The sequence below is a fragment of the Mesorhizobium sp. 2RAF21 genome (assembly GCF_052115345.1).
GTDB lineage: Bacteria > Pseudomonadota > Alphaproteobacteria > Rhizobiales > Rhizobiaceae > Mesorhizobium > Mesorhizobium terrae.
In genome coordinates, this window is sequence record NZ_JBFRGM010000014.1 from 41,580 (window position 1) to 67,740 (window position 26,161).

The window sequence follows — 26,161 nt, forward strand, 5'->3', positions numbered from 1 at the left end:
AGCGCGGATCACGCCTTCGCCAGCGCCTGTTCGATGTCTTCCAGCAGGTCGTCGGTATCTTCCAGGCCGAGCGACAGCCGCAGCGTACCTTCGCCGATGCCGAGTTCGGCGCGCGCCTCGTCGGTGAGGTTCTTGTGCGTGGTTGTCGCCGGGTGCGTGATCAGGCTCTTGGCGTCGCCGAGATTGTTCGAGATCAGTACCACGTCAAGCGCGTTCTCGAAGGCGAAGGCCGACTTCTTGCCGCCCTTGAGGTCGAAGCAGATCAGCGTCGAGCCGCCCGTCATCTGCTTCTTGATGATATCGGCCTGCGGGTGGTCGGCGCGGCCGGGATAGATCAGCCGTCCGATCTTGGGGTGGCCGGCGAGGAAATCGGCGATCTTGCCGGCGGCCTCCGTCTGCTGGCGCACGCGCAGCGGCAGCGTCTCCAGGCCCTTCAGCAGCACCCAGGCATTGAAGGGCGAGAGGCTGGGGCCGGTGTGGCGGAAATAGTCGTGCAGGTTCTCGTCGATCCACTTCTTGTCGGACAGCACGATGCCGCCCAGGCAGCGGCCCTGGCCGTCGATGTGCTTGGTGGCCGAATAGACGACGATGTGCGCGCCGAGCTCCAGCGGCTTCTGCTGCAGCGGCGTGGCGAAGACGTTGTCGACCACCAGCCTGGCGCCGATCGAATTGGCGAGTTTTGCGACGGCGGCGATATCGACGACTTCCAGCGTCGGGTTGGTCGGGCTTTCCAGGAAGAACAGCTTGGTGTTCGGACGGACCGCCGCTTCCCAATTCTTGATGTCGGTGCCGTCGACCAGCGTCGCCTCGATGCCGTATTTCGGCGCCAGCGTCTCGACCACCCAGCGACAAGAGCCGAACAGCGCGCGCGCCGCCACGATGTGGTCGCCGGCCTTAAGACCGCAGAGTACCGCCGCCGTCACCGCCGCCATGCCGGATGCGGTGGCACGGGCATCTTCCGCGCCTTCCAGCGCACACATGCGCTTTTCGAACATGTCGACGGTGGGATTGGCATAGCGCGAATAGATGAAACCCGGCTCCTCGCCCTTGAAGCGGGCTTCGGCGCGCTCGGCGCTGTCATAGTGATAGCCCTGGGTGAGGAACATCGCCTCCGACATCTCGCCGAAGCCGGATCGCAGGGTACCAGCGTGGACGAGCTGGGTGGCGGGTTTCCAGTTGCGCTTCTTTTCGGTCATGGCTCCGTTCCGACACAAAAAAACCGGCCGCGAAGTCGCAACCGGTCCATATGGCCTTTCATGGCCCACGGTCCTTTAGCGACTTGTTTTACGTGGCTGCAAGCCGACCGGCAAATCACCACGGGATAAAGCCCCTTTAGACCCGGGCGCGGCTTGCGTCAATTGCCGGCTTCATTAAGAGCTTGGGTTGCCGGCATCACAGCCGCACCCGGGCATGGGCCAGCCGCCGCGGAGTTGAGATTGCGCAAGACAGGCATTCTTCCCGATCAGGACATTGCCGCGCTGTTCCAGGCAGGCGCGCTGAAGTCGCCGCGTCCGCTCGATGGCGACCAAATCCAGCCGGCGAGCCTCGACCTTCGCCTCGGCGAAAAGGCCTATCGCGTCCGCGCCTCGTTCCTGCCCGGCCCCAACAGCACCGTGGCTGCCAAGCTGGAGCGGCTGAAGCTGCATGAGATCGACCTCGCCGATGGTGCGGTGCTGGAGACTGGTTGCGTCTACATCGTGCCATTGCTCGAAAGCCTGGCATTGCCGGCCGACATCTCCGCCTCGACGAACCCGAAGAGCTCGACCGGCCGCCTCGACATCTTCACCCGCGTCATGACCGATCACGGCCAGGAATTCGACAAGGTCGCCGCCGGCTATCGCGGTCAGCTCTATCTCGAAGTCAGTCCGCGTACCTTCCCGATCGTTGTGCGCACCGGTTCGCGCCTGTCGCAAATCCGCTTCCGCACCGGCAAAGCCTTGTTATCGGAAGACGAACTGCACGCGCTGCACTGCGCCGAGACGCTGGTGGCAATCGACCCGCCCAATATTTCCGGCGGCGGCATCGCGCTGTCGATCGACCTCGCCGGCGACAAGGACGGCCTGGTCGGCTATCGCGGCAAGCATCACACCGGGCTGGTCGACGTCGACAAGCGCGCCGCACAGAATGTCGTCGACTTCTGGGAGCCGCTCTATCGCAGCGGCGCCGGCGAACTGGTGCTCGATCCCGACGAGTTCTACATCCTGGTCAGCCAGGAGGCGGTGCATGTGCCGCCGCTCTTTGCCGCCGAGATGACGCCGTTCGATCCGCTGGTGGGTGAGTTCCGCGTCCACTATGCCGGTTTCTTCGATCCCGGCTTCGGCCATTCCGGTGCCGGCGGCACCGGCAGCCGCGCGGTGCTTGAGGTGCGCAGCCACGAGGTGCCGTTCATCCTCGATCACGGCCAGATCGTCGGCCGGCTGGTTTACGAGCACATGCTGAAGCGGCCGAACGCGCTCTACGGCACCGATCTCGGCTCCAATTATCAGGCGCAGGGCCTGAAGCTTTCCAAGCATTTCCGCGCTGCACGCTGAATGGCCCAGCCGCGCTGAATGGCAAGTGCAGGTCGCATGGCGCGCTTGCCTGGGTCTCTTGGCCGTGCTTGGCTGTCAGACAAGGCCGTTGGGGCCGCAAACCCGAGGGGGAAAACAATGAAGATGTCCAGGTGGATCGTTTCGGCTGCGGCCGTGGCGATGTTGGCGGCCGGCGCAAGCACTGCCTTTGCGGCCGAAAAGATCAAGATCGGCACCGAAGGCGCCTATCCGCCCTTCAACACCATCACCTCCGACGGTAAGCTCGAAGGTTTCGACATCGATATCGCCAATGCACTCTGTGCCCAGATGAAGGCCGAGTGCGAGATCGTCACTCAGGATTGGGACGGCATGATCCCGGCGCTGCAGGCCAAGAAGTTCGACGCCATCATCGCCTCGATGAGCATCACCGAGGAACGCAAGCAGAAGGTCGCCTTCACCAACAAATATTACACCACGCCGCTGGCGGTGGTGGCGCTGAAGGATAGTTCGCTGGGCGGTACCGATGGCGCCGCCGTCGCCGGCAAGACGGTGGGTGCGCAGGCCTCCACCACCCAGGCCAACTATGCCCAGGACGTCTACGCCAAGGCCGGTGCCGACGTGAAACTCTATCCGACGCAGGAAGAGGCCGTGACCGATCTCGTCAACGGTCGCCTCGACGCTGTCCTCTCCGACAAGTTCGTGCTGGTCGACTGGATGAAGCACGGCTCGGCCAAGGACTGCTGCAAGATGATCGGCGACGTCAAGGGAACCGAAACCCAGGCCGGCATTGCCGTGCGCAAGGAAGACAATGAGCTGCGCGAGAAGCTCAATGCGGCGATCGACGCGATCGTCGCCGACGGCACCTACAAGAAGATCCAGGCGAAATATTTCGATTTCGACATCTATTGATCGGTTGAACGGGGCGGTGGCCCCGACCGGCTGTGTTTATGAAACGGGCGCCATCCGGCGCCCGTTTTTCATTTGGACGCTCCGAGTGCCAATCCGAAGCCCCCGGCTGGCGCTTCCTCGTTCCGGCTCGTCATGTTTGGCAGGGTGACGGCCGTTTTGGCCGGAGTTGGAGGAATTCAGGAATGCATATTTCGAAATGGCTGGTTTCGGCCGCTGCAGCGGCGATGCTCGTGATAGGCGGCGGCGCGGCATTTGCCGCCGAAAAGCTGAAGATCGCGACCGAGGGTGCCGCGCCGCCGTTCAGCACCGTGCTGGCCGACGGCACGCTGGCGGGCTTCGACGTCGACATTGCCAAGGCGCTGTGCGCCCAGATGAAGATCGAATGCGAGATCGTCGCGCAGGATTGGGACGGCATGATCCCGGCGCTGCAGGCCAAGAAGTTCGACGCCATCATTGCCTCGATGACCATCACCGAAGAGCGCAAGAAGCAAGTCGCCTTCACCAACAAATATTATGCGACGCCGCTGGCGCTCGCCGCCCTGAAGGATACGACATTGACCGGCACCGAGCCTTCGGCCCTGGCCGGAAAGACGCTGGGTGCGCAGGCCTCGACCACCCAGGCGACCTATGCCCAGGACGTCTACGCCAAGGCCGGTGCCGAGGTGAAACTCTACCCGACGCATGAGGATGCGGTGGCCGATCTGGTCAACGGCCGGCTCGACGCCATCATCACCGACAAGTTCGTTCTGGTCGACTGGGTCAAGAATGGCGGCGGCAAGGATTGCTGCAAGCTGGTGGGAGACGTGAAGGGCACCGAAGCGCAAATCGGCATCGCGATCCGCCAGGGCGAGGACGCGCTGCGTGAGCGGTTCAATGCGGCCATCGACGCGATCGTTGCCGATGGCGCCTACAAGAAGGTGCAGGCGAAGTATTTCGACTTCGACATCTATTGATGGTCACGGCGGCTGCTGTTAGTCGGCCTCGACCACGGGGAACGGGCGCCGCTGGCGCCCGTTTTCGTTTTCGCCCTAGAGCGCTTTCACCGTCACGTTCACCGGTTGCTCGATCTCCAGCGGATTGCGCAGTGGCAGGCCGAATTCCGGTGCCTCGATTTCGAAGACGTCGCCGTCCCGCGTCCTGATGCCATCCGCGAAGGACAGCGTGGCGGTGCCGAACATGTGCACATGCACGTCGCCCGGGCGCCGGAACAGTGCGTATTTGAAGTGATGGTGTTCGAGATTGGCGATTGCGTGGGACATGTTCGCCTCGCCGGACAGGAACGGCTTTTCCCATAGAGGCTTGCCGTCGCGCAGGATGCGCGAGGCGCCGCGGATGTCGACCGGCAGGTCGCCGATCAGGATTTCCGGGCCGAAAGACGCGTTCCTGAGTTTCGAATGGGCAAGATAGAGATAGTTGACCCGTTCCGTGACATGGTCGGAAAACTCGTTCGACAGGGCGAACCCGACGCGGAACGGCATGCCGTCGTCGCCGATGATGTAGATGCCGGCAACTTCCGGTTCCTCGCCGGCGTCCTCGGCGAAGGCTGGCGACAACAGTGCGGTGCCGGGCGCCACGGCCATGGTGCCGTTGCCCTTGTAGAACCATTCCGGCTGCACGCCCGCCTGTCCGGCGCCCGGTTTGCCGCCGTCGAGCCCCATGCGGAACATCTTCATGGAATCGGTCAGCTGTTCCTCGCCCTCGGCGTTGAGCTTCTTGTGCATGGCGTCGCGCGCCGCCGCTGAACCGAGATGCGTCAGGCCCGTGCCGGTGAGATGCAGATGCGCCGGGTCGGGATGGTTGATCGGCGATAGCAGCCGTCCCTTGCGGTAGAGCGCTTCAAGGTCGACCACATCGGCAAAGCCTTTCCGCTCGATCAGCGCTTCCAGGCCGGAGCCGGTGCGCGCCGCTTCCGTCGCCAGCGAGTAGACGCTGCGCGCGCCATTGACCACGCGGGCCTTGCCGCCGTCGCGGGCGACGACGCGGATGGTATCGCCTTCATCGAGGAACTGGGAGATCAACATGACGATCCTCTTTGCCTTGCCTGTCGCGGGGCATCGCGCCCGCAAATCTTTCCCCTCGCGGCTCCCGCATGGGCGCCGCGTTGAACCTTCTCATCCGGGTTTGGCCCGCGGTCAGCCTTGCTTGCCGAACTGTCCGGCAGGGGCTTCCGGCTTTCGGCCCGCGAGCGACATACCTGTCTTTCGCCTTGCCGCGGCGGTTTCAGGCCTTGTTCTTGTTGTAGACGTCGAAGACGACGGCGCCGAGCAGCACCAGCCCCTTCACCACCTGCTGCCAGTCGACATTGACGCCCATGATCGACATGCCGTTGTTCATCACACCCATGATGAAGCCGCCGACCACCGAACCCATGACCTGGCCGACGCCGCCCATCGCCGAGGCACCGCCGATGAACACCGCCGCGATTACGTCGAGCTCGCTGCCGAGGCCCGCCGCCGGCACAGCCTGGCCGAGGCGCGCGGCGATGATCAGTCCGCCCAGCGCCGACAGCACGCCCATGTTGATGAACACCATCAGGGTGAGCCGGTCGGTCTTGATGCCGGAGAGCTGTGCCGCCTTGGCGTTGCCGCCCATCGCATAGATGCGGCGGCCGATCGTCATCTTCTTGGTGACGAAGATGAACAGCGCGATCAGCACGGCCATCACCATCAGCACGATGGGCAGGCCCCTGTAGGTGGCGAACTGGAAGACGAGGAAGAGCACCAGCGCGCTCACCACCAGGGTCTTGATCGCGAACAGCGCGAAGGGTTCCGCCTCGTAGCCGTGCCGCTCGCGCGTGCGCCGCGCCGCCAGGCCGAAATAGGCGTAGGCCACGACGGCGATGATGCCAATCACCATGGTCGTCATGTGCAGGCTCAGGCCGCTGCCAACCACGGTCTTGCCGGCCGCGTTCACGATCGGCTCGACCAGGGTCAGCGGGCCGATAATGTCGGGAATGAAGCCGGAGGACAGCGCCTTGAAGCTGTCGGGCAACGGCCCCACCGACGAGCCGCCGCCAAGCAGCGCCTGGCACATGCCGCGAAACATCAGCATGCCGGCCAGCGTGACGATGAAGGACGGTATTCGGTGATAGGCGATCCAATAGCCTTGCGCCGCGCCGATGGCGCCGCCGATCAGCAGGCAGACCAGTGAGACTGCCAGCGGATTGCTGAGCAGGCCGAGCTGCCAGGTCACCATCATATTGGCGGCCAGCGCCCCGATGAAGCCGGCGACGGAACCGACGCTGAGGTCGATATGGCCGGCGACGATGACGAGCAGCATGCCCAGCGCCATCACGATGATGAAGGAGTTCTGCTGCACCAGATTGCTGAGATTGACCGGCTTGAACAGCGTGCCGGAGGTGGTGAACTGGAAGAAGATCATGATGGCGATCAACGCCAGCACCAGCCCGTAGTCGCGCAGGTTGTTGACAAGCGCGGAGACAGCGACGCGCTGGCCCGGCTGTACGTCTTCGGCGACGGTGCTCTTCGGTGCGGGGGCGCTGTCGGTGCTCATGATGCTTTTCCTTCTCCCCGTACGATCGCGCGCATGATCTTTTCCTGGCTGGCGTCGCTCGCCGCCATTTCGCCGACCATGCGCCCTTCGTTCATGACGTAGATGCGGTCGGTGATGCCGAGCAGTTCGGGCATCTCCGACGAGATAACGATGATCGCCTTACCCTCGGCGGCCAGCCGCGCGATGATCGTGTAGATTTCGTATTTGGCGCCGACATCGATGCCGCGCGTCGGCTCGTCCAGGATCAGCACTTCGGGGTTGGCGAACAGCCATTTCGACAACACAACCTTCTGCTGGTTGCCGCCCGAAAGGTTGCCCGTCATCTGATAGACGCTCGATGCCCGGATGTTGGTCTTGCCGCGATAGTCGTTGGCGACCGAAAGCTCGCGCAGGTCGTTGATGACGCCCTTTCTCGACACGCCGTCGAGATGGGCGAGAGTGATGTTGTGCTTGATGTGGTCGATGAGGTTGAGCCCGTAGGTCTTGCGGTCCTCGGTGACATAGGCAATGCCCTGTTCCACGGCGCGTCCCACCGAGGAAAGATCGACCGGCTTGCCGCGCAGCGACACCTCGCCGGTGATGCGCCGCCCATAGGAGCGGCCGAACAGGCTCATGGCGAATTCCGTGCGCCCGGCGCCCATCAGTCCGGCAATGCCCACCACCTCGCCCTTGCGGACATTGAGGTCGATGCCCTTGATCACCTGCCGCTCGGCATGGAGCGGATGGTAGACCGACCAGTTCTTGACCTCGAAGATCACCTCGCCGACCTGCGGTTCGCGCGGCGGATAGCGATCGTCGAGCGAGCGGCCCACCATCGAGGTGATGATGCGGTCTTCGCTGATGTCCTGCCGCGACAGCGTCTCGATGGTGCGCCCGTCGCGGATGATGGTGACATGGTCGGCGACCCGGTTCACCTCGTTGAGCTTGTGCGAGATGAGGATCGAGGTGATGCCTTGTCGCTTGAACTCGAGCAGCAGGTCGAGCAGCGCCTGGCTGTCCTTCTCCGACAGGCTGGCCGTCGGCTCGTCGAGGATCAGCAGTCGCACTTCCTTGCTGAGCGCCTTGGCGATTTCCACCAATTGCTGCTTGCCGACGCCGATATTGGTGATGAGGGTCTTGGGGTCCTCGGTGAGACCGACCTTCTTCAGCAAGGCGCGGGTGCGCGCTTCGTTGGCATTCCAGTCGATGATGCCGTAGCGGGCGTGTTCGTTGCCGAGAAAGATGTTTTCGGCGATCGACAGCATCGGCACCAGCGCAAGCTCCTGGTGGATGATGACGATGCCGAGGTTTTCGCTGTCGTGGATGCCTTTGAAATGGCACTCCTGGCCGCGATAGATGATCTTGCCGTCATAGGAGCCGGTTGGATAGACGCCGGACAGAACCTTCATCAGCGTCGACTTGCCGGCGCCGTTCTCGCCGACCACCGCGTGGATCTCGCCTTCCTCGACGCGCAGGTTGACGTTCGACAGCGCCTTGACGCCCGGGAACGTTTTGGTGATGTCGCGCATCTCCAGAATGGTCTGTGCCATCACGAAAACCTGGTTTGCCAGCGGGCGAAGCCGGGCGTGCCGCCTCTGCCGCATGATACCGAAGGGTGGAGTGTCTAAAAAGGGGGCTCCGCGCCTGGCGCGGAGCCCGAGGCAAGGACGAATTACTTCAGTTCTTCGGCCTTGATGTAGCCGGACTCGACGACCAGCTTCTCGTAGTTCGCCTTGTCGACCTCATGCGGCGTCAACAGGATCGAGGGAACGACCTTGACGTCGTTGTTGTAGGTCTTGGTGTCGAGGCCGTCCGGCTTGCCGCCCGACAGCACCTTGTCGACGAGCTGCACCGTCGACTTGGCCAATTCGCGCGTGTCCTTGAACACGGTCGAATACTGTTCGCCCGAGATGATCAGCTTGACCGAGGCGGTCTCGGCGTCCTGGCCGCTGACGATCGGCCAGGGCTGAGCGGCAGTGCCGTAGCCGACGGCGCGGAGCGAGGCGGTGATGCCGCGCGACAGGCCGTCATAGGGAGACAATACGCCGTCGACGCGGCTGCCGTCCGAGTAGTTGGCGGAGAGCAGGTTGTCCATGCGGGCCTGCGCGGTGGCGGCCAGCCAGCGCAGCGTGCCGACCTTGTCCATGCCCATCTGGCCCGACTTGACCTTGACAGTGCCGTTGTCGATCAGCGGCTGCAGCACCGACATGGCGCCGTTGTAGAAGAAGAAGGCATTGTTGTCGTCCGGCGAGCCGCCGAACAGCTCGACATTCCAGGGCTTGGTGTTGGGGAAACGCTCCTTGAGGCCCTTCACCAGCGAGTCGGCCTGGATCACGCCGACGCCGAAATTGTCGAAGGTGGTGTAGTAGTCGACATTCGGCGTCTTCTTGATCAGGCGGTCATAAGCGATGACGACAACGCCGGCGTCGTTGGCCTTCTGCAGTGCGTCACCCATGGTGGTGCCGTCGATCGAGGCGATGATCAGCGCTTTCGGACCCTTGGTGATTTCGTTTTCCAGCTGGCTCAGCTGGTTTGGAATGTCGTCCTGCGCATATTGCAGGTCGACGGTGTAGCCGAGCGCCTCGAGCTGCGACTTGACGGCATCGCCATCGTTGATCCAGCGCTGCGAGGTCTTGGTCGGCATCAGCACGCCGACAAGGCCCTTTTCCGCGGCCTGCGCCGAATAGCTCATGGCCGCGATGCCGACCGCGAGCGCGGCGACGAACGTCTTGATGATCTTCACGGTACTCTCTCCCTAGTTGATGAAAGCGGCGCCCGGCCTGTTTCGCCCGGCCACTCTCGCCGGGCGCATCGCGCCGACGAGCATATCGATCCTGCTAACCTCCCAATCGATCCTCGCCGTCCGGTTCCAACCGGCCCCGGTGGGTCGGTGAAGGTCGCGGCAGGCGTGGCGCGCGAAGGTTGTGTCTCTTTGCCATAACTGTCAAATTCGATCTTCGATGTTTGGTATATCGAATCTGATATGCGTACGGCCTTCGGGCCGTGCAGATGGGGTAGGACATGGTCGAGATCGGCAAGGCGTCAGTGGACACCCAGCGCAACAATGGCGAGCGCGGCGACGGTACCGCGCTTCTGCACAGTGGGCTCAGCTTGCGTCACATGCGCATGATCGTGGCGCTCGACGATCACGGCCGGGTCAGCGCGGCGGCGCAGGTCATGAACATTTCCCAGCCGGCCGCCTCGCGCATGATCGCCGAGATGGAGGCCATTCTCAACGTTCCCTTGTGCGAGCGCCTGCCGCGTGGCGTGGCGTTGACGCCTTATGGCAAGGCGCTGGTGCGGCGCGCGCGCATCATCCTGATCGAGATGCGCGAGACGGACCGGGAGATCGCCGAGCTCAAGGCCGGCAAGGGCGGCTCGGTGTTCCTCGGAGCAGTGACGGCGCCGGCGATCGAACTGGCCGTTCCGGCGATCCGCGAAATTCGCAAACTCTATCCGCGCATCGAGATCACCATGCAGGTCGAGACCAGCAACGTGCTGGCGCGGGAACTGATCGCCATGCGGCACGATTTCATCATCGCCCGCATCCCCGACGACCTCAATCCGCGCCTGTTCGAAAGTCGCGTCATCGGCATCGAAAAGGCTTGCCTGATCGTCCGGCGCGGTCATCCGCTGATGGGCAGGAAAGCGGTTCGCCTGGAAGAGACCGCCGGCTATGATTGGGTGTTCCAGTCCGGCAGCTCGCCGTTGCGGCAGGTGATGGAGGCGAATTTCCTCAACCGCAACATCCCGCTGCCCGAGCATATCTTCAACACCAGCTCGCTGCTTTTGACGCTGGTGATGGTTTCGCAGTCGGAGGCCATCGCACCGGTATCGGTCCAGGTGGCGAAGTTCATCCAGGGGGCGGACGGTCTCGCCGGCGCCATCGATGTCGTGCCGACCGATTTCGACATCGAGGTTAGGCCCTATTCGCTGATCACCATGAAGCAGCGCGTGCTCTCTCCCGCCGCCAAGATGCTCTACGATTTCATCCTCAAGGAAGTGAGCTGAAAGGTCTCGGCCCAAAGGGGCGCGAGCAGCCTGCCGCGACAAGCCGGTCGCCTTGTTGCATCGGGCGAGCATAGCTGGCATGAAAACGGGATGCGCGCTCATGCCCTTTGGATCATTGCCGTGATGTCGCTGGCCGCCTGTGCCGGCGGCCCGAAGCCGTCGGCGCCGGCAGGTGCCGATATCGCGATCATGGATGATCTGCCGATCAACGGCATCATCATGAGCCGGGTTTCCGCCGTCGTTTGCGCCAAGGGTCCCTTCGATACCGCGCCGCCGTCAACCGATGCGCTGAATGCCTTGAAGCAGCAGGCTGCGGCAATTAACGCCAATGGCATCTATCGCGTGAAATACGTCACGACAGGCTTGGTGGATCGCTGCATGGTACTGCCAGGGACCGGCGCGACTGGCATCGCCTATCGAAACGGACCCGCCGCCCAATAGGCCTGCAAGCCTGAAATCGCTCAGAATTTGTAAGCGAAGCCGATGGCAAGCGTGTTGGTGTTGACCTCGACCGAGCCATCGCCCGCGGGAGCGGAATAACCGACCTTGCCGAAGTCGGTGTATTTATATTCCGCGCGACCGACCCAATTGTTCGAGAACGCATATTCAGCGCCGGCGCCAAGCGTCCAGCCCGCACGGGTTTCGCTGGCGCTGGCAAAGGTGCCGCCGGCGTTGGAGACATTCACCTTGATGCCGCCAAGCGCCAGGCCGCCGGCACCGTAGATGAGCAGATTGTCCATTGCGTAGCCGACGCGCCCGCGTATGTCGCCGGTCCAGGTCACCTTGGTGTTGAGCGATTCCCCGGTTGCCGCATTGGTGGACGTGCCCTTGATCCCTGAATAGTTGATGTCGGCATCGATGCCGCCGACGAAATTGCCGTTCTGGATGTTCCAGCCGCCATAAAGGCCGCCAAATCCGCCATCGACGCTGCCGCTGATTTCGGCTGCGGGATTGGAAGGAAACGAATTGTCGGCGCGGCCCCAGCCATATCCGGCCTGGCCGCCGAGATAGGCGCCATTCCAGTCGAAAGTCGAGGCGACAGGAAGGTCCACAACCGCGTCAGCAGCAAACGCTCCGCTGATCGGCGTGGCGAGCAAGGCGAAAGCAATGAAGTAGCGCTTCATCGGATGCCCCTGTGCAGACGAGCGCATCCTACGTGCAACCATGCCGATTGGAAATAGCGGCGGCTTGCCGGATCACGCGGATTTCAACGCGGTGTTGCGCGGATACGACGGGAAGCACGGCGGAGACGTTCACCCTTCCCGGCGCCGAAACCACGAAATGAGCTGGAGCGGGGTAGCGGGCGCAGAGCCGAAATTCTTGTACCGTAAAATCAATGGCTAAGCACCGTTGGCCATGAGTTTGATGTCATGGATTGTGGCGCAAATCGTGTCACGAAATGACGTGGTCAACATAGCAAGCCTGCCCTCTCCGGAGTGCTTCAATGAAGGCTCTAGACATTAAGTTTATTTATGTTATTACATTACATAATTTTAACGCGGATAGCGTCTAGGGAAAGGGGCTACATCTCCATGAGGGTATTTCTGCTCACCGTATTTTCTTTAACCGCACCTATGGTGCCCGCCGCAGCCGCGGATATTTCTGCTTCCAGCGCCGGAGCTGCACCCAATACGGAGATCACCATAGGCCGCGATTGGAGCGGTTTTTATGCCGGCATCAACGGCGGGTGGGGCCAAAGTCACGATAATCGATCTGTGATCGGAGTGGGAACTGCCGCTGATTATGATGGAAATGGCGGGACCGTCGGCGGCCAGGTTGGCTACCGCTGGCAGATGGATGGCTGGGTGTCTGGGCTGGAAGGACAAGGCAACTGGGCTGACCTGTCGGGTAGTAGCGACAACCTCCTTGTTCCCGGCGGTATCGTTCGTTCCAAGACAAAGGCTTTTGGCTTGTTTACCGGACAGGTCGGTTACGCATGGAATGATTTCCTAGTCTATGTGAAAGGCGGTGCAGCTATCACGCGTCGCAACTATCAGTTTTTGGCTCCAGGCGGTGTTTTAGCCTCCGAAACAGGGGTCAAAACCCGTTTTGGCGGAACTGTGGGCGTTGGCACAGAATACGCGCTTAGCCAAAACTGGTCGCTTGGCGTCGAATACAATCGGATCTTTGAAACAGAGCGTGATGTGTCCTTCACGGTTCCCAAGGGTCCCAGCGTGCAAGGCTTCAAAACAGGCGGAGATACAGACCTTGTTCTGGCGCGGTTGAATTATAAATTCTGAAGTAAGCGGACATCGAAACAGTGCTGTTGCCTCCCTATTTACGTCTAAGCGTCGTAAATCGGGATTCGATTTGGCAAGGGTAGATGGTCGCAATATTGGGTCACATGTTGTGGCACAAATCGCGTCACAGGATGAGTTTTCATAAACCGCGCCTGGCCGTTGTATATGCGTTCGGCCTTGCCGCAGGCTCTGCCGGATCAATTATTTAGCTTTGATGATTTGGAGCGGGTAGCGGGAATCGAACCCGCGCGTTCAGCTTGGGAAGCTGACAGGCTACCATTACATCATACCCGCGCGCCGCCCAGTTAGCATGGCCGCCTCGGCTCGGGCAATCAGAAAGCGGCGGCTTGAAGCAAGTGCCGCGAGCGCGTATCTCACGCTCAGGGACTGCAACGGAGAAGAGCCTTGTCTGCACTGACCCGCTTTCTCGGCGACACGCCGCTCAAGATCCTGCTCAAGCTTGTCGTGGTGTCGTTCCTGGTCGGCATTGTCATGAGCGCCTTCGGCTGGTCGCCGTTCGACGTGCTCTATGGCATCCAAAATTTCTTCCTCGACCTGTGGCACATGGGCTTCCGCGCCATCGACCGTTTCGTCGGCTATATCCTTTTGGGTGCCGCGATCGTCGTGCCGGCCTTCATCATCCTGCGGCTGGCGAGCTATCGCAAATAACGCTCAGGCTACGGCCGCCGCTTCCTCGAACAGGATGGCGTGGCGGCCGGCCAACGCCGGCACGTCGGTGGAATAGCCGCCGCCGATGACACCGCACAGCGGTATGCCGCGCCGGCGGAAATGGCCGATCACTGCCCGTTCGCGCGCACGAATGCCGTCATCGCTGAGCGAGAGCCGGCCGAGCCGATCCTCGGCGTGCACGTCGACGCCGGCATTGTAGAAGACAAGGTCCCAGGGTCGCTGGCCGGAGATGACCGGCAGCAGGCCGTCCAGCCGGTCCAGATAGTCGCGGTCGCCGGTTCCGTCGGGCAAGGCGATGTCGAGGTCGGAAGCGATCTTGCGAACCGGGTAGTTGCGCTCGCCATGCACGGACAGGGTGAACACGCGCGGCTCGTCGCGCAGGATGTCGGCGGTGCCATCGCCCTGATGCACGTCGAGGTCGACCACTAGAACGTTGCCGACCCGGCCTTCGTCCAGCAATGTCAGCGCCGCCACCGCGACGTCGTTGAAGGTGCAGAAACCGGCGCCTTGCGCGCGGCGCGCATGATGGCTGCCGCCGGCGGCATTGCAGGCTATGCCATGTTCGAGCGCCAGCCGTGCGGCCAGAACGGTGCCAGCGGCCGCAAGCTGGGCACGCAACGACACCCGCGGGCCGACAGGAAAGCCGATCTCGCGTTCGATTTTCGCCGGCACCGCGCAGTCGATGACCTGATCGACATAGGTTGCGTCATGCGCGCATTTCAACCAGTTGGCTGACGCGGGCCGGGGCTGATGCAAGGCGCCCGGTAGAGCCAATCCACGCGCCGACAACGTCTCCATCAAAAGCGGATATTTGCTCATCGGGAAGCGGTGATTGACGGCGAAGCCGGCATCGTAGTCCGGATGGTGGACGATCTGCAGTGGCAAGCGGCGTATCCATAAACATGCGCCAGAGCGGGAATTTCGGTTGCCCGGTCCGGAATGTCAGTTGCGCGGTACAGCGAAATTGGGCCACATCGGCGACCCGTTCAAGAGGCCGCTGGGAGGCACCACTGGACCAGGCATCGTCAGCGACCGCGAGCCGGTCGTTCGTCGTCACCAACCGCTCGGTGCTCGCCATCGCGGTGCCGATGACGCTCGCCTATCTGACAACGCCTCTGCTCGGCTTGGTCGACACGGCGGTGGTCGGTCAGTTCGGCGATGCCGCCTTGCTTGGCGGCCTCGCCGCCGGCGCGCTGGTGTTCGACGTCGTCTTCACCACCTTCAATTTCCTGCGTTCCGGCACCACCGGTCTGGTCGCGCAGGCTTTCGGTCGCGGCGACACTGCCGAGGAGCAGGCGGTTTTCTGGCGTTCGGTGCTGATCGCCATCGTCGCCGGCGTCGTGCTGGCGGCACTTGCCCCGGTCGCCTCCGTTCTCGGCCAGAAATTCATGGGGGCTGAGCAGCGGGTCAACGAGGCGATGGATCTCTACATCCGCATCCGCCTGCTTGCCGCGCCCTTCTCGCTCGTCAACTACGCCATCCTCGGCTACGTGCTGGGCCGTGGCGAAGGCAATCTCGGCCTGTTCCTGCAGATCGTTCTCAACGGCATCAACATCGCGCTTTGCATCGTGCTCGGCCTGGAGCTCGGCTGGGGCGTGGCCGGCGTTGCCTGGGCGACGCTGACCGGCGAGTTTTGCGCGATGTTGCTGGGATTGGCGATTGTGCTGAGGCGCTTTTCCCGTGCGCCCCGCTTGCCGATGAGCCGCATCCTCGACTGGTCGGCCTTCAAGCACATGATGTCGCTGAACCGCGACATCATGATCCGCTCCTTCTCGCTTCTGGCCGCATTCGCTCTGTTCACGCGCCAGGGCGCGCAGTTCGGCACGGTCACGCTCGCCGCCAATGCCGTGCTGATGAACTTCTTTCTCATCGCAGGCTATTTCCTCGACGGTTTCGCCACAGCTGCCGAGCAGCTGGCGGGACGCGCCATCGGCGCCCGCGCCGAACGTTCGTTCCGGCGCGCGGTGCGGCTGACGCTTCTGTGGGGTTATGGCCTCGCCGGTGTCGCGACGCTGGTGCTGCTCTTTGGCGGTGCCGCCCTGGTCGGTGTCGTCACCACCTCCGATGCCGTGCGCACGGTGGCCGACACCTATCTGCCCTGGGCCGCGTTCACAGCGCTGAGCGGCGTGCTCGCCTTCCAGATGGATGGCGTGTTCATCGGCGCCACCTGGTCGCGCGACATGCGCAACATGATGCTGTTGTCGTTCTGCGTGTTCCTGGCAGCGTTGCTGACACTGACACCAGCCTTCGGCAATCACGGCCTGTGGGCGGCGCTGCACGTCTTCCTGCTGGTGCGCGGCATCAGCCTGTTCTCGATCATGCAGCGGCGGGTGCGCGAAGCCTTTTAGATCGGTTTCGCCAGCCAGTCGGCGAGCTTGCTGTCGCGAAGCTCGCGGATGGACTTCAGTCCCTCGCGGTCGGCGAGACTGGACATGCCGGCGACGATGCGTCCCGGCAAGGATGGTCCGGCATAGATCATGCCGGTATAAAGCTGCACGAGATCGGCGCCGGCGCGGATTTTCTCCAATGCGGTCTCTGCCGAATCGACGCCACCGACCCCGATGATCGCGCGATCCGCACCAAGCAGCTTGCGCATCCTGGCCAGCACGGCGGTCGAGCGCTCGAACAGCGGCTTGCCCGAAAGGCCGCCGGTTTCGCCGGCATGGCTGGTGCTCTTGAGCGCCGGCCGGGCGATCGTCGTGTTGGAAACGATGACACCGTCCACCGCGTTTTCGGTGACTTCCGCGGCGATGTCCTCGAGTTCGGCCTCGATGAGGTCCGGTGCGATCTTCAGAAACACTGGTGGCCTGGCGGCGGCGGCTTCACGCGCGGCCATGACGCGCGAAAGAAGCTCGGCCAGTTGCTCGCGCGCCTGCATGGTGCGCAGGCCAGGCGTATTGGGCGACGAGATGTTGACCGTGAGGTAAGAGGCAAGCGGTGCGAAACGCGCGATACCCTTCTCATAGTCGTCGATGCGGTCGGCGCTGTCCTTGTTGGCGCCGATGTTGACGCCGATGATGCCGCCACGCTGCCTGCGGGCAGCAAGCCGTCTTTCGGCGGCGTCGTGGCCTTCATTGTTGAAGCCCAGCCGATTGATGACGGCGTCGTCGCGCGTCAGCCTGAAGATGCGCGGCTTCGGATTGCCCGTCTGCGGCAGCGGCGTCACCGTGCCGACCTCGGCGAAACCGAAGCCGAGCGAGAGCAGCGCGTCCGGCACTTCCGCATTCTTGTCGTAGCCGGCCGCCATGCCGAGCGGGTTCGGGAAATCGAGCCCGCACAGGCTTACTTTCAACCGCTCGTCGCGTGGCGGGCGTGTCGCCACGGGCAAGCCGCAGCGCAAGGCGGCGATCGTGAGCCCATGCGCGGTTTCGGGATCGAAGCTGAACAGAACCTGCTGGCCGATGCGGTCGATCAGGCTCATTCGGCCTCCAGTTCCGGAAAGACATGGCTGCTGTCGGGGCCGAGCGGCAGAGATCTCACCCAGGCAACGGCGTCGAATTCGAGGGGGGCGTAGAGGTGGGGGAACAGCGCGCCGCCGCGCGAAACTTCATATTTCAGCGCTTCGCCGAGCTTGGTCCCGTCGATCGCGGCCAGCAAAAGGTCGTTCTGGCCGGCGAAGTAGCGAGCCGCGGTTTCCTGGACCTGTGTGGCGGTCGAGAAATGGATGTAGCCGTCGGCGAAATCGATCGGAGCGCCGTCGAAGCGGCCTGCAAGTTCAGCTTCGCGCCACAGGGCCTGCGGCACGATCTTGTAGATAAATCGTGACATGGTTGCGCTATAGTCTGATTGTGACGGCCGGAAAAGAGCGCAGAAGCGGCTCTCCCCATTTCCGGCGCAAAGCGCAGACAGATTGCGCGCAACGGCTGAAGGAGGAAACCATGCGTTTCGAACACCTCATCGTTCCCGCTACGCTGGCCGCGCTGTTTGCCGCGCCCGCATTGGCCGAGGATGCCGGCCGCTACCGGCTGGAAAAGACTGACCAGGGCTATGTCCGCATGGACACCCAGACTGGGGCCATGTCGGTCTGCAACGAACGCGACGGGCAATTAGTGTGCCGCGTCGCCGCCGACGAACGCGCTGCCTTCCAGGACGAGATCGACCGTCTGCAAGGCACGGTCAAGGCCCTGGACGGTCGTGTCACCAAGCTCGAGAATTCGTTGTCGGCCAAGCTGGAATCCAAGCTGCCCAGCGAGGAGGATTTCAACAAGACGATGAGCTACATGGAGCGCTTCGTGCGCGGCTTCATGGGCATCGTGAAGGACATGGACAAGGAAAACGGCGACCCGACCAAGCCAAGTCTGCAGAAGACCTGAGCTTTCTGGGCGCCACCCGGATCGGATCGAAGTGATCCTGATCCAGGCTAGCTTGTTGGGAACCTTCCGACTGTCGTCTTTGCTGCTTGAAAACGACGTCCGCCACCGCATAATCCAATCGCTTGATCCTGCGGGAAGAGAACAGGGATCGGGGAGGGACATCTTGCCGGCAGGCTACAGCTTCGTCATCGCCGACGATCACCCCCTTTTTCGCGGGGCGCTCAAGGCGGCGCTTACCGGCGTCGGCGATGTGGCCGTCATTCATGAGGCCGGTGACTTCGACAGCGTCAAGGCGCTGGTCACCGCCAATGAGGACATCGATCTCCTGCTGCTCGACCTGTCCATGCCCGGCGCCAGCGGGCTGTCGGGCCTGATCTCGCTGCGCGGCATCCATCCGTCGGTGCCGATGGTGGTGGTCTCGGCGCATGACGACCCGGTCACCATCCGCCGCGCGCTCGAACTGGGCGCTTCCGGCTTCATCTCCAAGTCGGCCAGCATGGAAGACATCCGCGAGGCGGTGAAGGCCGTGCTCGCCGGCGATATCGCCGTCCCCGCCGGCATCGATCTCGGCATCGAGCGCGATCAGGAAATCTCCGATCTCATCAAGCGCCTGCAGACCCTGACGCCGCAGCAGACGCGGGTGCTTGGCATGTTGGGCGAAGGATTGCTCAACAAGCAGATCGCCTATGAACTCGGCGTCTCGGAAGCAACCATCAAGGCGCATGTCTCGGCGATCCTGCAGAAGCTCGATGTCGACAGCCGCACCCAGGCGGTGATCCAACTCGCCAAGATCGGCGGCGACCCGCTGCAGAACGGCTGATCTATTCCGCCGCAGGTGCCAGCGGCTTCACCCTTGCCATCATCGTGCGCAGCGCCGCCGGCTTCACCGGCTTGTTGATCACTGGCACGTCGAGTTCGGCGGCCGCCATGCGCACCTCGCTGGTGCGGTCGGCCGTCACCAGAACCGCCGGTATCGCCTCGCGATAGTGCCGGCGCAGATGGGCGACGACATCCAGGCCCGTTTCCCCATCAAGGTGATAGTCGGCGAGGATCAGGTCGGGTTGCGCCAGCGCGCTGGCCCTTGCCTTGAAATCGGCGGAGCCCTGCAAGGTCGTTGCCGTGCATCCCCAACCCTCGATCAGCAGCCGCATGCCTTCCAGGATGCGGGTGTCGTTGTCGATGCAGACGACTGAGAGGCCGGCAAGTGTCGAACCGAGACGCGCCGCCATGCGGGGCCTGGCTTCGGGTGCCGCTTCCGCGGCTGCCGCCACCGGCATGACGACGGAGAATCGGGTACCTCTGCCCTGGTTGGAAAAAAGCCTGATCTCCAGCCTGAGCACGCGGGCGATGCGGTCGACGATGGACAGCCCGAGGCCGAGCCCCTCTGCCTCGCGCGCGCCTTCGTCGAGCCGCGTGAATTCGTGGAAGACAGTGTTCAATTTGTCGCCGGCAATGCCGATGCCGGTATCGATCACTTGCAGCTCCACCAGTTCGCCGCGCCGCCGCACGCCGACCAGTATGTGGCCCTTGCGCGTGTATTTGATGGCATTTGACACCAGGTTCTGGATGAGCCGCCTGAGCAGGTTGCGGTCGGTTGTCACCGACAGCGACGAGGGCACGATGGTCAGTTTCAGGCGTTTTTCAGCGGCGAGCGGTTTGAAATCCGTGCCGACCTGTCGAAGCAGGCCGTCGAGGCGGAAGGTCGTCTCTTCTGGTTTCATCGCGCCCGCATCCAGCCGCGAGATGTCGAGCACGGCACCCAGAATGGTCTCCACCGATTCCAGCGAGGATTCGATGTTGATCGCCGCTTGTCCGCTTGCGCCCTTGCCGGCCTTCTCGATCAGCGAGGCGCAATAGAGGCGGGCGGCATTCAGCGGCTGCAGGATGTCGTGGCCGGCGGCGGCCAGGAACCGCGTCTTGCCGAGATTTGCCTCCTCGGCCAGCATCTGCGCCTGCGCCAGTTCTTCGTTGACCCGGGTGAGTTCGGCGGTGCGGCTCTTAACGCGCTGTTCCAGCGATTCATTGGCGCGCTTGAGCGCCAGATCCGCCTCGACGCGCGCGGAGATGTCGGCATAGGTGGCGACCAGGCCACCATCCGGCATCGGGTTCGATCGCAGCTCCAGAATGCGGCCGCTGGTTTTGAGCTCGAGTTGCCAGGGGCCGACGAAACTGGCCAGCCGGTCGAGCACGGCAAGCCCGGTTTCGGGTGAAATGTCGCCCCGCTCGGCCAGATGACCGAGGATACGGTCGAGCGACACGCCGACCTGGCCCATGTCGTCGGGCAAATCGAACAGGGACCGATACTGACGGTTCCAGCAGATCAGCCGGAAGTCACGGTCGAAGACGGTGATGCCCTGTTCCATCTGGTCCAGCGCGATCTGCAGAAGGTCGCGGTTGTGTTGCAGAGCCTCGGTGGCATCGTCGAGCAGCCGGAAGGCATCGCGGGACTCTCGGTCGTTGCGGCGAAACAGCAGCGACAGCACAAGCCTTGCCGAGGACGAGCCGACGGCGCTGGCCAGGAGCTGCTCGGAAAACCGGATCGTCTCCATGCTGGCCTGTTCGTTGCCATGCAGGGAAATGCCCTGGTCCCGTTCGAAGGTCTGGAACGAACGTTCGGTGCGTTCGACCCCGAGGTAACGGCCGATCGTGTCCTTCAGGTCGTTGACGGTGGTGGCGGTGCGAAAGCGACGCAGGCTGGGCTTCGGGCTCGTGTCGCGCGGCACGAAGATCGCGGCCTGGATGCGCTCAAGCGGAACCGAGGCGCGCGACAGCGAGCCGAACACGAAGAACAGCGCGTTGATGGCCAGGCTCCACATGACGCCGTGGTTGAGCGGTTCGGCAATCGTGCCGAATAGCGCCTGCGGTCGCAGCGCCTGGATGCCGAACAGGCCCTGCGCGACGATGGTGTTGTCGGGTGACGCGATCGAGGGAAACAAGAGCGTGAAGGCCCATATGGCAATGCCCGCCACCATGCCGAGCGCAGCACCCCGTCCGTTGGCGCGGCGCCATATCAGGCCCCCGATCAATGCCGGCGCGAATTGCGCGATCGCCGCGAAGGACATCAGGCCGATGGAGGAGAGCCGCGCGCTGTCGGTGGAGGCGCGATAGTAGAGAAAGGCGATGAACAGCACGATGAAGATCGAGGCGCGGCGCACATTGAGGATCAGCGTCGACCAATCCTCGTTTTCCGAAGCGCTGTTCTTCAACACACGGCGCACGAACAGCGGAATGACGAGATCGTTGGAAATCATGATCGCCAGCGCGACGCACTCCACGATGACCATGGCGGTGGCGGCCGAGAGCCCGCCGATGAACGCGGCCATCGCCAGCCCGTCATGGCCGCTGAGCAGCGGCAGCGACAAAACGTAGAGGTCGCTCGAGGTGCGGCCGCCGACAAAGCTCAGCCCGGCAAAGGCGATCGGCAGCACGAACAGGTTGATGGCGATCAGGTAGAGCGGGAAGACCCATGTCGCCGTGCGCAGCTCGCGCTCGCTGCGGTTCTCCACGATCATCACATAGAACTGGCGCGGCAGCATGACGATGGCGAAGGCGCTGAGCCCGGTCAGCACCAGCCATGTGGCCAGCGACGTGCCATAGCCCATGGCATCCTTGACCTTCGGCGTCGCCGCGAACTGCTCGAACATGTCTCCCGGTCCACCGAAGATCAGGAAGGTGACCATCAGGCCGATCGCCAGGAAAGCGGCGAGCTTGACCACCGATTCCACCGCCACGGCCAGAACCAGCCCGTCCTGATGTTCGGTGGCGTCGGCGTGGCGGGTGCCGAACAGCACGGCGAACACCGCCAGAAGCATCGCCACGATCAGCGAGATGTCTGAAACGAAGGGGTCGAAGGAGAGCGGCGAGCCGGAATAATGTTCGACCATCAGGTTGACCGAACCGGAGATCGCCTTCAACTGCAGGGCGATATAGGGCACGGCGCCGACGGCCGCGATCAGCGTGGCGATCGCCGCGACGGTGAAACTCTTGCCATAGCGCGCGCCGAGGAAGTCGGCCACCGAGGTGATCTTCTCCGCCTTGGCCAGCCGCACGATGCGCGACAGGAGCGGAAACCCGAAGACGAACAAAAGGATCGGGCCGATATAGATGCCGAGGAATTCCAGCCCGCGCTCCGACGACAGGCCGACCGAGCCGAAGAAGGTCCAGGACGTGCAGTAGATGGCGAGGCTGAGCGCATAGATGAACGGCCGTGGCCGCCCCGGGCCAGCGGCGATCGAGCGCCGGTCGCCGAGGCTGGCGATCCCGAACAGAAGCGTCACATAGGCAAGCGCTATGATGACGATGAACCAGCCCTGCACGCCGGGTCCTCCTCCCATATTGCGTTGCTCTTCCCGATCGAGGCAATCACAGCTTCCAGGCCAAGTCCATCACGACATTGGGCGCAGCCGGGAAGCCATGGAGATGCTGACGGCCGCGCAGTGCGGCGCGCGTCACTTCGCGTTTTTCGCCTGTGCAACCTGAGTTTTTTGCTGTTGTATGCTCGAATCGGGACAGGGGACCGATAGTCCGCTGTGGAAGCAGCCTGCGCGACCAAGAGGGAAAAGATGCTGAAAGAGTTTCAGGAATTTATCTCCAAAGGCAATGTCATGGATCTGGCGGTCGGCGTCATCATCGGCGCTGCCTTCAGCAAGATCGTCGATTCGCTGGTCAACGACATCATCATGCCCTGGATCGGGGCGCTCGGTGGTGTCGATTTCTCGAACTATTTCTGGGCGCTTTCGTCGACGGTGACCGCCACCAATCTCGCGGATGCGCGCAAACAGGGTGCTGTGTTCGCTTATGGTAATTTCATCACGGTGCTTCTGAACTTCCTAATTCTTGCTTTCATAATCTTCATCATGGTCAAGGCCGTGAACAACATGCGCAAGCGCCTGGAAAAGGAAAAGCCGGCCCCGGCTCCGGCTGCACCGCCCGCCGATGTGGCATTGCTCACCGAAATTCGCGACCTGCTCGCCAAGAAGTAGCTTTTCGCCCGTCTGGACCAAGAACCCGGTCGCTTGCGGCCGGGTTTTTCTGTTTTCGGCCTTTGGGAAACGCGATAGCACTCGCCGGCAGGAAAACACGGAACCTGCCATGGACATGGTCGAGAATTTGCGCGCCGAGGCGCGCGCTGCTCCCGAAAGCGGCATCGTCGCGGTGATGAACCACGGGCGTGGTCGCGACGGGATGATCCCTCTCTGGGCCGGCGAGGGCGACCAGCCGACACCGGCCTTCATCTCTGAGGCCGCTAGCCGCGCGCTTGTCGGCGGCGAGACCTTCTACACCTGGCAGAAGGGCATCCCGGAAGTTCGGCAGGCTCTGTCCCGCTATTACGGGCGCCATTTCGGCAAGAGCTTCGCGCCGGAGGAGTTCATCCTGACCGGATCCGGCATGCACGCCATCCAGCTCGCTCTCGACGCGGTGGCCGGTGCCGGCGACGAGGTGATCTATCTGTCGCCCGCCTGGCCGAACTTTGCCGCCGCCGCGGGTATCGGCGGCGCCGTGCCGGTGCCGGTCGTGCTCGACCTCACCGACAATGGCTGGGTCTGCGATGTCGACAAGATCGCGGCGGCGATCACGCCGCGCACCAGGGCGCTGTTCGTCAACACGCCGTCCAACCCGACCGGCTGGACCGCCGACCGCGAGACCTTGCAGGCGATCCTCGACCTGGCCCGTGCCAGGAACCTGTGGATCGTCGCCGACGAGATCTATTCGCAGTTCCATTATGACGGCGGCCGGGCCGCCTCCTTCATCGACATCATGGCCGATGAGGACCGCATCCTGTTCGTCAACAGCTTCTCCAAGAACTGGTCGATGACCGGCTGGCGCGTCGGCTGGATCAAGACGCATCCGTCGTTGCAGCAGGTGTTCGAGAACCTGATCCAGTATTCGACCTCGGGCGTCGCGCAATTCATGCAGCGCGGAGCCGTCGCCGCCCTCGACGAGGGCGACGCCTTTGTCGCCGGCCAGGTCGCGCATGCCCGCCAGGCGCGCGATCTCGTCTGCGGCATCCTCGGCCGGTCGGGCCGGGCGCGTTTCGCCGTGCCGCCAGGCGCCTTCTATCTGCTCTTTTCCATCGACGGCCTTGTCGATTCGCGCGCCGCCGCCTTCGACATCGTCGACCATGCCAATGTCGGTCTGGCGCCGGGCACCGCCTTCGGTCCGGGCGGCGAACAGTTCCTCAGATTGTGCTTCCTGCGCCGTCTCGATCAGCTCGAGGAGGCAGCGACGCGTGTCGCGGACTGGATGCAGCGCTTGTAATTTCGCGCAAGATTGTTACGAGCCTGTGAGAAGGTGATATTTGCCGCTCCTGACCGGACGGCTTGAGGAAAGTACGCCAGATGACAGTAAAGCCGCGCATTGCTTTGATCCCGCATGCATCGCCGACATCGCCGGCCGCCCGTGCTGCGCTGATGGAGAATCCAGGTTTCGGCAAGGTGTTCTCCGACCACATGGTCACCATCACCTGGAGCGTCGAGCGCGGCTGGCACGATGGCGCGGTCAAGGCGCGCGCACCTTTCGCCATCGATCCGGCGGCGGCCGTGCTGCACTACGCCCAGGAAATCTTCGAGGGCATGAAGGCCTACCGCACCAAGGACGGGTTGGCACTTTTCCGCCCCGAGGAGAATGCACGCCGCCTGAACCTGTCGGCCGAGCGCATGGCGATGCCGCCTATCCCGGAAGACCTGTTCATCGAAGCCGTCGAGAAGCTGGTGCGCATCGACGCCGACTGGGTGCCGGAGGGCGACGGCAGCCTCTATCTGCGGCCCTTCATGTTCGCCAGCGAGGCGTTCCTCGGCGTTCGCCCGGCCACCGAATACATCTTCTGCGTCATCGCCTCGCCGGTCGGCGCCTATTTCAAGGGCGGCTATAAGGCGGTGACGGTTTGGGTGTCGGACGACTACACCCGCGCCGCGCCGGGCGGCACGGGTGCCGCCAAATGCGGCGGCAACTATGCCGCCAGCCTGATCGCCCAGGCCGAAGCCACCCGCAATGGCTGCGATCAGGTCGTCTTCCTCGACGCGGCCGAGCGCCGCTGGATCGAAGAACTCGGCGGCATGAACGTCTTCTTCGTCATGGACGACAAGCGCATCGTCACGCCGCCATTGGGCACGATCCTGCCCGGCATCACGCGCGCTTCCATCATGAAGCTCGCCGCCGAAGCCGGCTATACGGTCGAGGAACGCCTCTACGGCTTCGACGAATGGCAGGCCGACGCCAAGAGCGGCAAGCTGCGCGAAGCGTTTGCTTGCGGCACCGCCGCCGTCATCGCCGGCATCGGCACCGTGAAGTTCAGGGACGGCTCGTTTGCCATCGGCAACAGCGGCGACGGCGAGGTCACCTCGCAGTTGCGCGCCAAGCTGGTCGGCGTGCAGCGCGGCACCGTCAAGGACGACCACGGCTGGGTGCGCAAGATCTAGGGTTCCCGCGCCGGCGGCTCGTTGCCGTTGCCTTTCCCTTGAGGCTCCGTAATATCCAGGTGGATATGACGGAGCCTTTTGCATGAGATCTGCCCGCGCTTTTCTGGCCTTCCTCCTCGTGCTGGCCGTGCCATCCTGGGCACGTGCGGGAGATGGTGGCATCGCCATTTCGGGCGTCGGTATCACCTCCGCCACACTGACCCCGGCCGATCTCGCGAAATTTCCGGCGACGGAAATGGACGTCTCGTTCATGACCAAGAACGGGGTGGAGAAAGGGCACTACAAGGGCGTGCTTTTGTGGTCGCTGCTGCAGGAAAAGGGCCTGTCCAAGCTCAGCCAGAACCACCACGAAGACCTGCAGCATACGTTCCTGGTGACCGCCGAAGACGGCTACCGCATCGCCTTCTCGATCGGCGAGATCGCGCCGGATTTCGGCAACCGGGCGATCCTGATCGCCACGGAGCGCGACGGCAAGCCGCTGGCGCCGGACGAAGGGCTCCGGCTGGTGGTGCCGGGCGATGCCCGCGGCGCCAGAAGCGTCAAGGGCGTGGTCTCGATCGAGGTGAAGTAGGCGGGCG

The 26,161-nt window shown here is 63.2% G+C and carries 24 protein-coding genes, 1 tRNA gene and 1 riboswitch; of the genes, 14 read left to right on the plus strand and 11 right to left on the minus strand.

Annotated elements, in window-relative coordinates; translation table 11 throughout:
* Positions 1-8: 8 nt before the first annotated feature.
* Positions 9-1,196, minus strand: a complete 1,188-nt coding sequence (locus AB4136_RS22615; protein ID WP_137900279.1) for an O-succinylhomoserine sulfhydrylase — start codon at positions 1,194-1,196, stop codon at positions 9-11.
* A 55-nt stretch (positions 1,197-1,251) separates the two neighbouring features.
* Positions 1,252-1,328: riboswitch (SAM riboswitch) on the minus strand.
* 108 nt (positions 1,329-1,436) lie between these two features.
* On the opposite strand from AB4136_RS22615, the gene AB4136_RS22620 reads away from it, so the two are divergent.
* From AB4136_RS22620 to AB4136_RS22630, 3 genes are all read left to right on the plus strand, one after another.
* A complete protein-coding gene (locus tag AB4136_RS22620; protein ID WP_024925980.1) occupies positions 1,437-2,531 on the plus strand; it encodes a 2'-deoxycytidine 5'-triphosphate deaminase in 1,095 nt (364 codons plus the stop codon).
* Between the two features lie 159 nt (positions 2,532-2,690).
* Positions 2,691-3,419 (plus strand): ABC transporter substrate-binding protein, encoded by a 729-nt coding sequence (locus AB4136_RS22625; RefSeq protein WP_373426407.1) that lies wholly within the window; start codon positions 2,691-2,693, stop codon positions 3,417-3,419.
* A gap of 182 nt (positions 3,420-3,601) precedes the next feature.
* The gene (locus tag AB4136_RS22630) at positions 3,602-4,372 is read left to right on the plus strand and encodes a transporter substrate-binding domain-containing protein (RefSeq protein WP_137900278.1); all 771 of its coding nucleotides are present in this window, start codon (positions 3,602-3,604) and stop codon (positions 4,370-4,372) included.
* 75 nt (positions 4,373-4,447) lie between these two features.
* Here AB4136_RS22630 and araD1 read toward each other — a convergent pair whose 3' ends face one another.
* The 4 genes from araD1 to chvE all read right to left on the minus strand — a co-directional run bounded on the left by araD1 (position 4,448) and on the right by chvE (position 9,654).
* Positions 4,448-5,440, minus strand: a complete 993-nt coding sequence (araD1, locus tag AB4136_RS22635) for an AraD1 family protein (protein ID WP_137900277.1) — start codon at positions 5,438-5,440, stop codon at positions 4,448-4,450.
* A gap of 199 nt (positions 5,441-5,639) precedes the next feature.
* A complete protein-coding gene (mmsB, locus tag AB4136_RS22640; protein ID WP_024925984.1) occupies positions 5,640-6,932 on the minus strand; it encodes a multiple monosaccharide ABC transporter permease in 1,293 nt (430 codons plus the stop codon).
* A complete protein-coding gene (gene mmsA / locus AB4136_RS22645; protein ID WP_137900276.1) occupies positions 6,929-8,461 on the minus strand; it encodes a multiple monosaccharide ABC transporter ATP-binding protein in 1,533 nt (510 codons plus the stop codon). Before mmsA ends, mmsB begins: the two co-directional genes overlap by 4 nt.
* A 122-nt stretch (positions 8,462-8,583) precedes the next feature.
* Positions 8,584-9,654 carry a multiple monosaccharide ABC transporter substrate-binding protein gene (chvE, locus tag AB4136_RS22650; protein ID WP_024925986.1) on the minus strand — a complete coding sequence of 357 codons (1,071 nt, stop codon included), beginning with the start codon at positions 9,652-9,654 and terminating at the stop codon, positions 8,584-8,586.
* 278 nt (positions 9,655-9,932) lie between these two features.
* Here chvE and AB4136_RS22655 point away from each other — a divergent pair, with 278 nt between their 5' ends.
* Together AB4136_RS22655 and AB4136_RS22660 are read left to right on the plus strand one after the other, a co-directional pair.
* Positions 9,933-10,922, plus strand: a complete 990-nt coding sequence (locus AB4136_RS22655) for a LysR family transcriptional regulator (RefSeq protein WP_024925987.1) — start codon at positions 9,933-9,935, stop codon at positions 10,920-10,922.
* Between the two features lie 123 nt (positions 10,923-11,045).
* Positions 11,046-11,363 carry a hypothetical protein gene (locus tag AB4136_RS22660; RefSeq protein ID WP_139116506.1) on the plus strand — a complete coding sequence of 106 codons (318 nt, stop codon included), beginning with the start codon at positions 11,046-11,048 and terminating at the stop codon, positions 11,361-11,363.
* 20 nt (positions 11,364-11,383) lie between these two features.
* On the opposite strand, the gene AB4136_RS22665 is transcribed toward AB4136_RS22660, so the two are convergent.
* Positions 11,384-12,046 carry an outer membrane protein gene (locus tag AB4136_RS22665; protein WP_024925989.1) on the minus strand — a complete coding sequence of 221 codons (663 nt, stop codon included), beginning with the start codon at positions 12,044-12,046 and terminating at the stop codon, positions 11,384-11,386.
* 408 nt (positions 12,047-12,454) lie between these two features.
* On the opposite strand from AB4136_RS22665, the gene AB4136_RS22670 reads away from it, so the two are divergent.
* Positions 12,455-13,162: an outer membrane protein gene (locus AB4136_RS22670; protein WP_024925990.1), complete on the plus strand. Its 708-nt coding sequence runs from the start codon at positions 12,455-12,457 to the stop codon at positions 13,160-13,162.
* Positions 13,163-13,382: 220 nt separating this feature from the next.
* Here AB4136_RS22670 and AB4136_RS22675 read toward each other — a convergent pair.
* Positions 13,383-13,456: transfer RNA gene (locus AB4136_RS22675), tRNA-Gly, on the minus strand.
* A 111-nt stretch (positions 13,457-13,567) separates the two neighbouring features.
* On the opposite strand from AB4136_RS22675, the gene AB4136_RS22680 reads away from it, so the two are divergent.
* Positions 13,568-13,831, plus strand: a complete 264-nt coding sequence (locus AB4136_RS22680) for a DUF6460 domain-containing protein (RefSeq protein WP_024925991.1) — start codon at positions 13,568-13,570, stop codon at positions 13,829-13,831.
* A 3-nt stretch (positions 13,832-13,834) separates the two neighbouring features.
* On the opposite strand, the gene AB4136_RS22685 is transcribed toward AB4136_RS22680, so the two are convergent.
* Positions 13,835-14,737 carry a histone deacetylase family protein gene (locus AB4136_RS22685; protein WP_024925992.1) on the minus strand — a complete coding sequence of 301 codons (903 nt, stop codon included), beginning with the start codon at positions 14,735-14,737 and terminating at the stop codon, positions 13,835-13,837.
* A gap of 125 nt (positions 14,738-14,862) precedes the next feature.
* Between AB4136_RS22685 and AB4136_RS22690 the strand changes: the two genes are divergently transcribed.
* Positions 14,863-16,200, plus strand: coding sequence for an MATE family efflux transporter (locus AB4136_RS22690; protein ID WP_024925993.1), 1,338 nt, complete (start codon positions 14,863-14,865; stop codon positions 16,198-16,200).
* On the opposite strand, the gene AB4136_RS22695 is transcribed toward AB4136_RS22690, so the two are convergent.
* Together AB4136_RS22695 and AB4136_RS22700 are read right to left on the minus strand one after the other, a co-directional pair.
* The gene (locus AB4136_RS22695; protein ID WP_024925994.1) at positions 16,197-17,273 is read right to left on the minus strand and encodes a quinone-dependent dihydroorotate dehydrogenase; all 1,077 of its coding nucleotides are present in this window, start codon (positions 17,271-17,273) and stop codon (positions 16,197-16,199) included. The genes AB4136_RS22690 and AB4136_RS22695 overlap by 4 nt on opposite strands.
* Positions 17,270-17,620: a DUF952 domain-containing protein gene (locus AB4136_RS22700; protein ID WP_024925995.1), complete on the minus strand. Its 351-nt coding sequence runs from the start codon at positions 17,618-17,620 to the stop codon at positions 17,270-17,272. The genes AB4136_RS22695 and AB4136_RS22700 overlap by 4 nt, the downstream gene beginning before the upstream one ends.
* A gap of 110 nt (positions 17,621-17,730) precedes the next feature.
* On the opposite strand from AB4136_RS22700, the gene AB4136_RS22705 reads away from it, so the two are divergent.
* Positions 17,731-18,165 carry a hypothetical protein gene (locus AB4136_RS22705; protein WP_024925996.1) on the plus strand — a complete coding sequence of 145 codons (435 nt, stop codon included), beginning with the start codon at positions 17,731-17,733 and terminating at the stop codon, positions 18,163-18,165.
* Between the two features lie 163 nt (positions 18,166-18,328).
* On the plus strand, positions 18,329-18,985 hold the full coding sequence (locus AB4136_RS22710) for a response regulator transcription factor (protein ID WP_024925997.1): 657 nt from the start codon (positions 18,329-18,331) through the stop codon (positions 18,983-18,985).
* Between the two features lies 1 nt (position 18,986).
* Here the strand turns inward: AB4136_RS22710 and AB4136_RS22715 are convergent, their stop codons facing one another.
* Entirely contained in the window at positions 18,987-22,481 is a 3,495-nt protein-coding gene (locus AB4136_RS22715; RefSeq protein ID WP_171020907.1) for a NahK/ErcS family hybrid sensor histidine kinase/response regulator, read from the minus strand.
* A gap of 246 nt (positions 22,482-22,727) precedes the next feature.
* Between AB4136_RS22715 and mscL the strand changes: the two genes are divergently transcribed.
* From mscL to AB4136_RS22735, 4 genes are all read left to right on the plus strand, one after another.
* The gene (gene mscL / locus AB4136_RS22720; protein ID WP_137900272.1) at positions 22,728-23,147 is read left to right on the plus strand and encodes a large conductance mechanosensitive channel protein MscL; all 420 of its coding nucleotides are present in this window, start codon (positions 22,728-22,730) and stop codon (positions 23,145-23,147) included.
* 109 nt (positions 23,148-23,256) lie between these two features.
* Positions 23,257-24,423: a pyridoxal phosphate-dependent aminotransferase gene (locus tag AB4136_RS22725; protein ID WP_137900271.1), complete on the plus strand. Its 1,167-nt coding sequence runs from the start codon at positions 23,257-23,259 to the stop codon at positions 24,421-24,423.
* 80 nt (positions 24,424-24,503) lie between these two features.
* Positions 24,504-25,583 (plus strand): branched-chain amino acid aminotransferase, encoded by a 1,080-nt coding sequence (locus AB4136_RS22730; protein WP_137900270.1) that lies wholly within the window; start codon positions 24,504-24,506, stop codon positions 25,581-25,583.
* Positions 25,584-25,665: 82 nt separating this feature from the next.
* A complete protein-coding gene (locus AB4136_RS22735; protein ID WP_137900269.1) occupies positions 25,666-26,154 on the plus strand; it encodes a molybdopterin-dependent oxidoreductase in 489 nt (162 codons plus the stop codon).
* Positions 26,155-26,161: the final 7 nt, after the last annotated feature.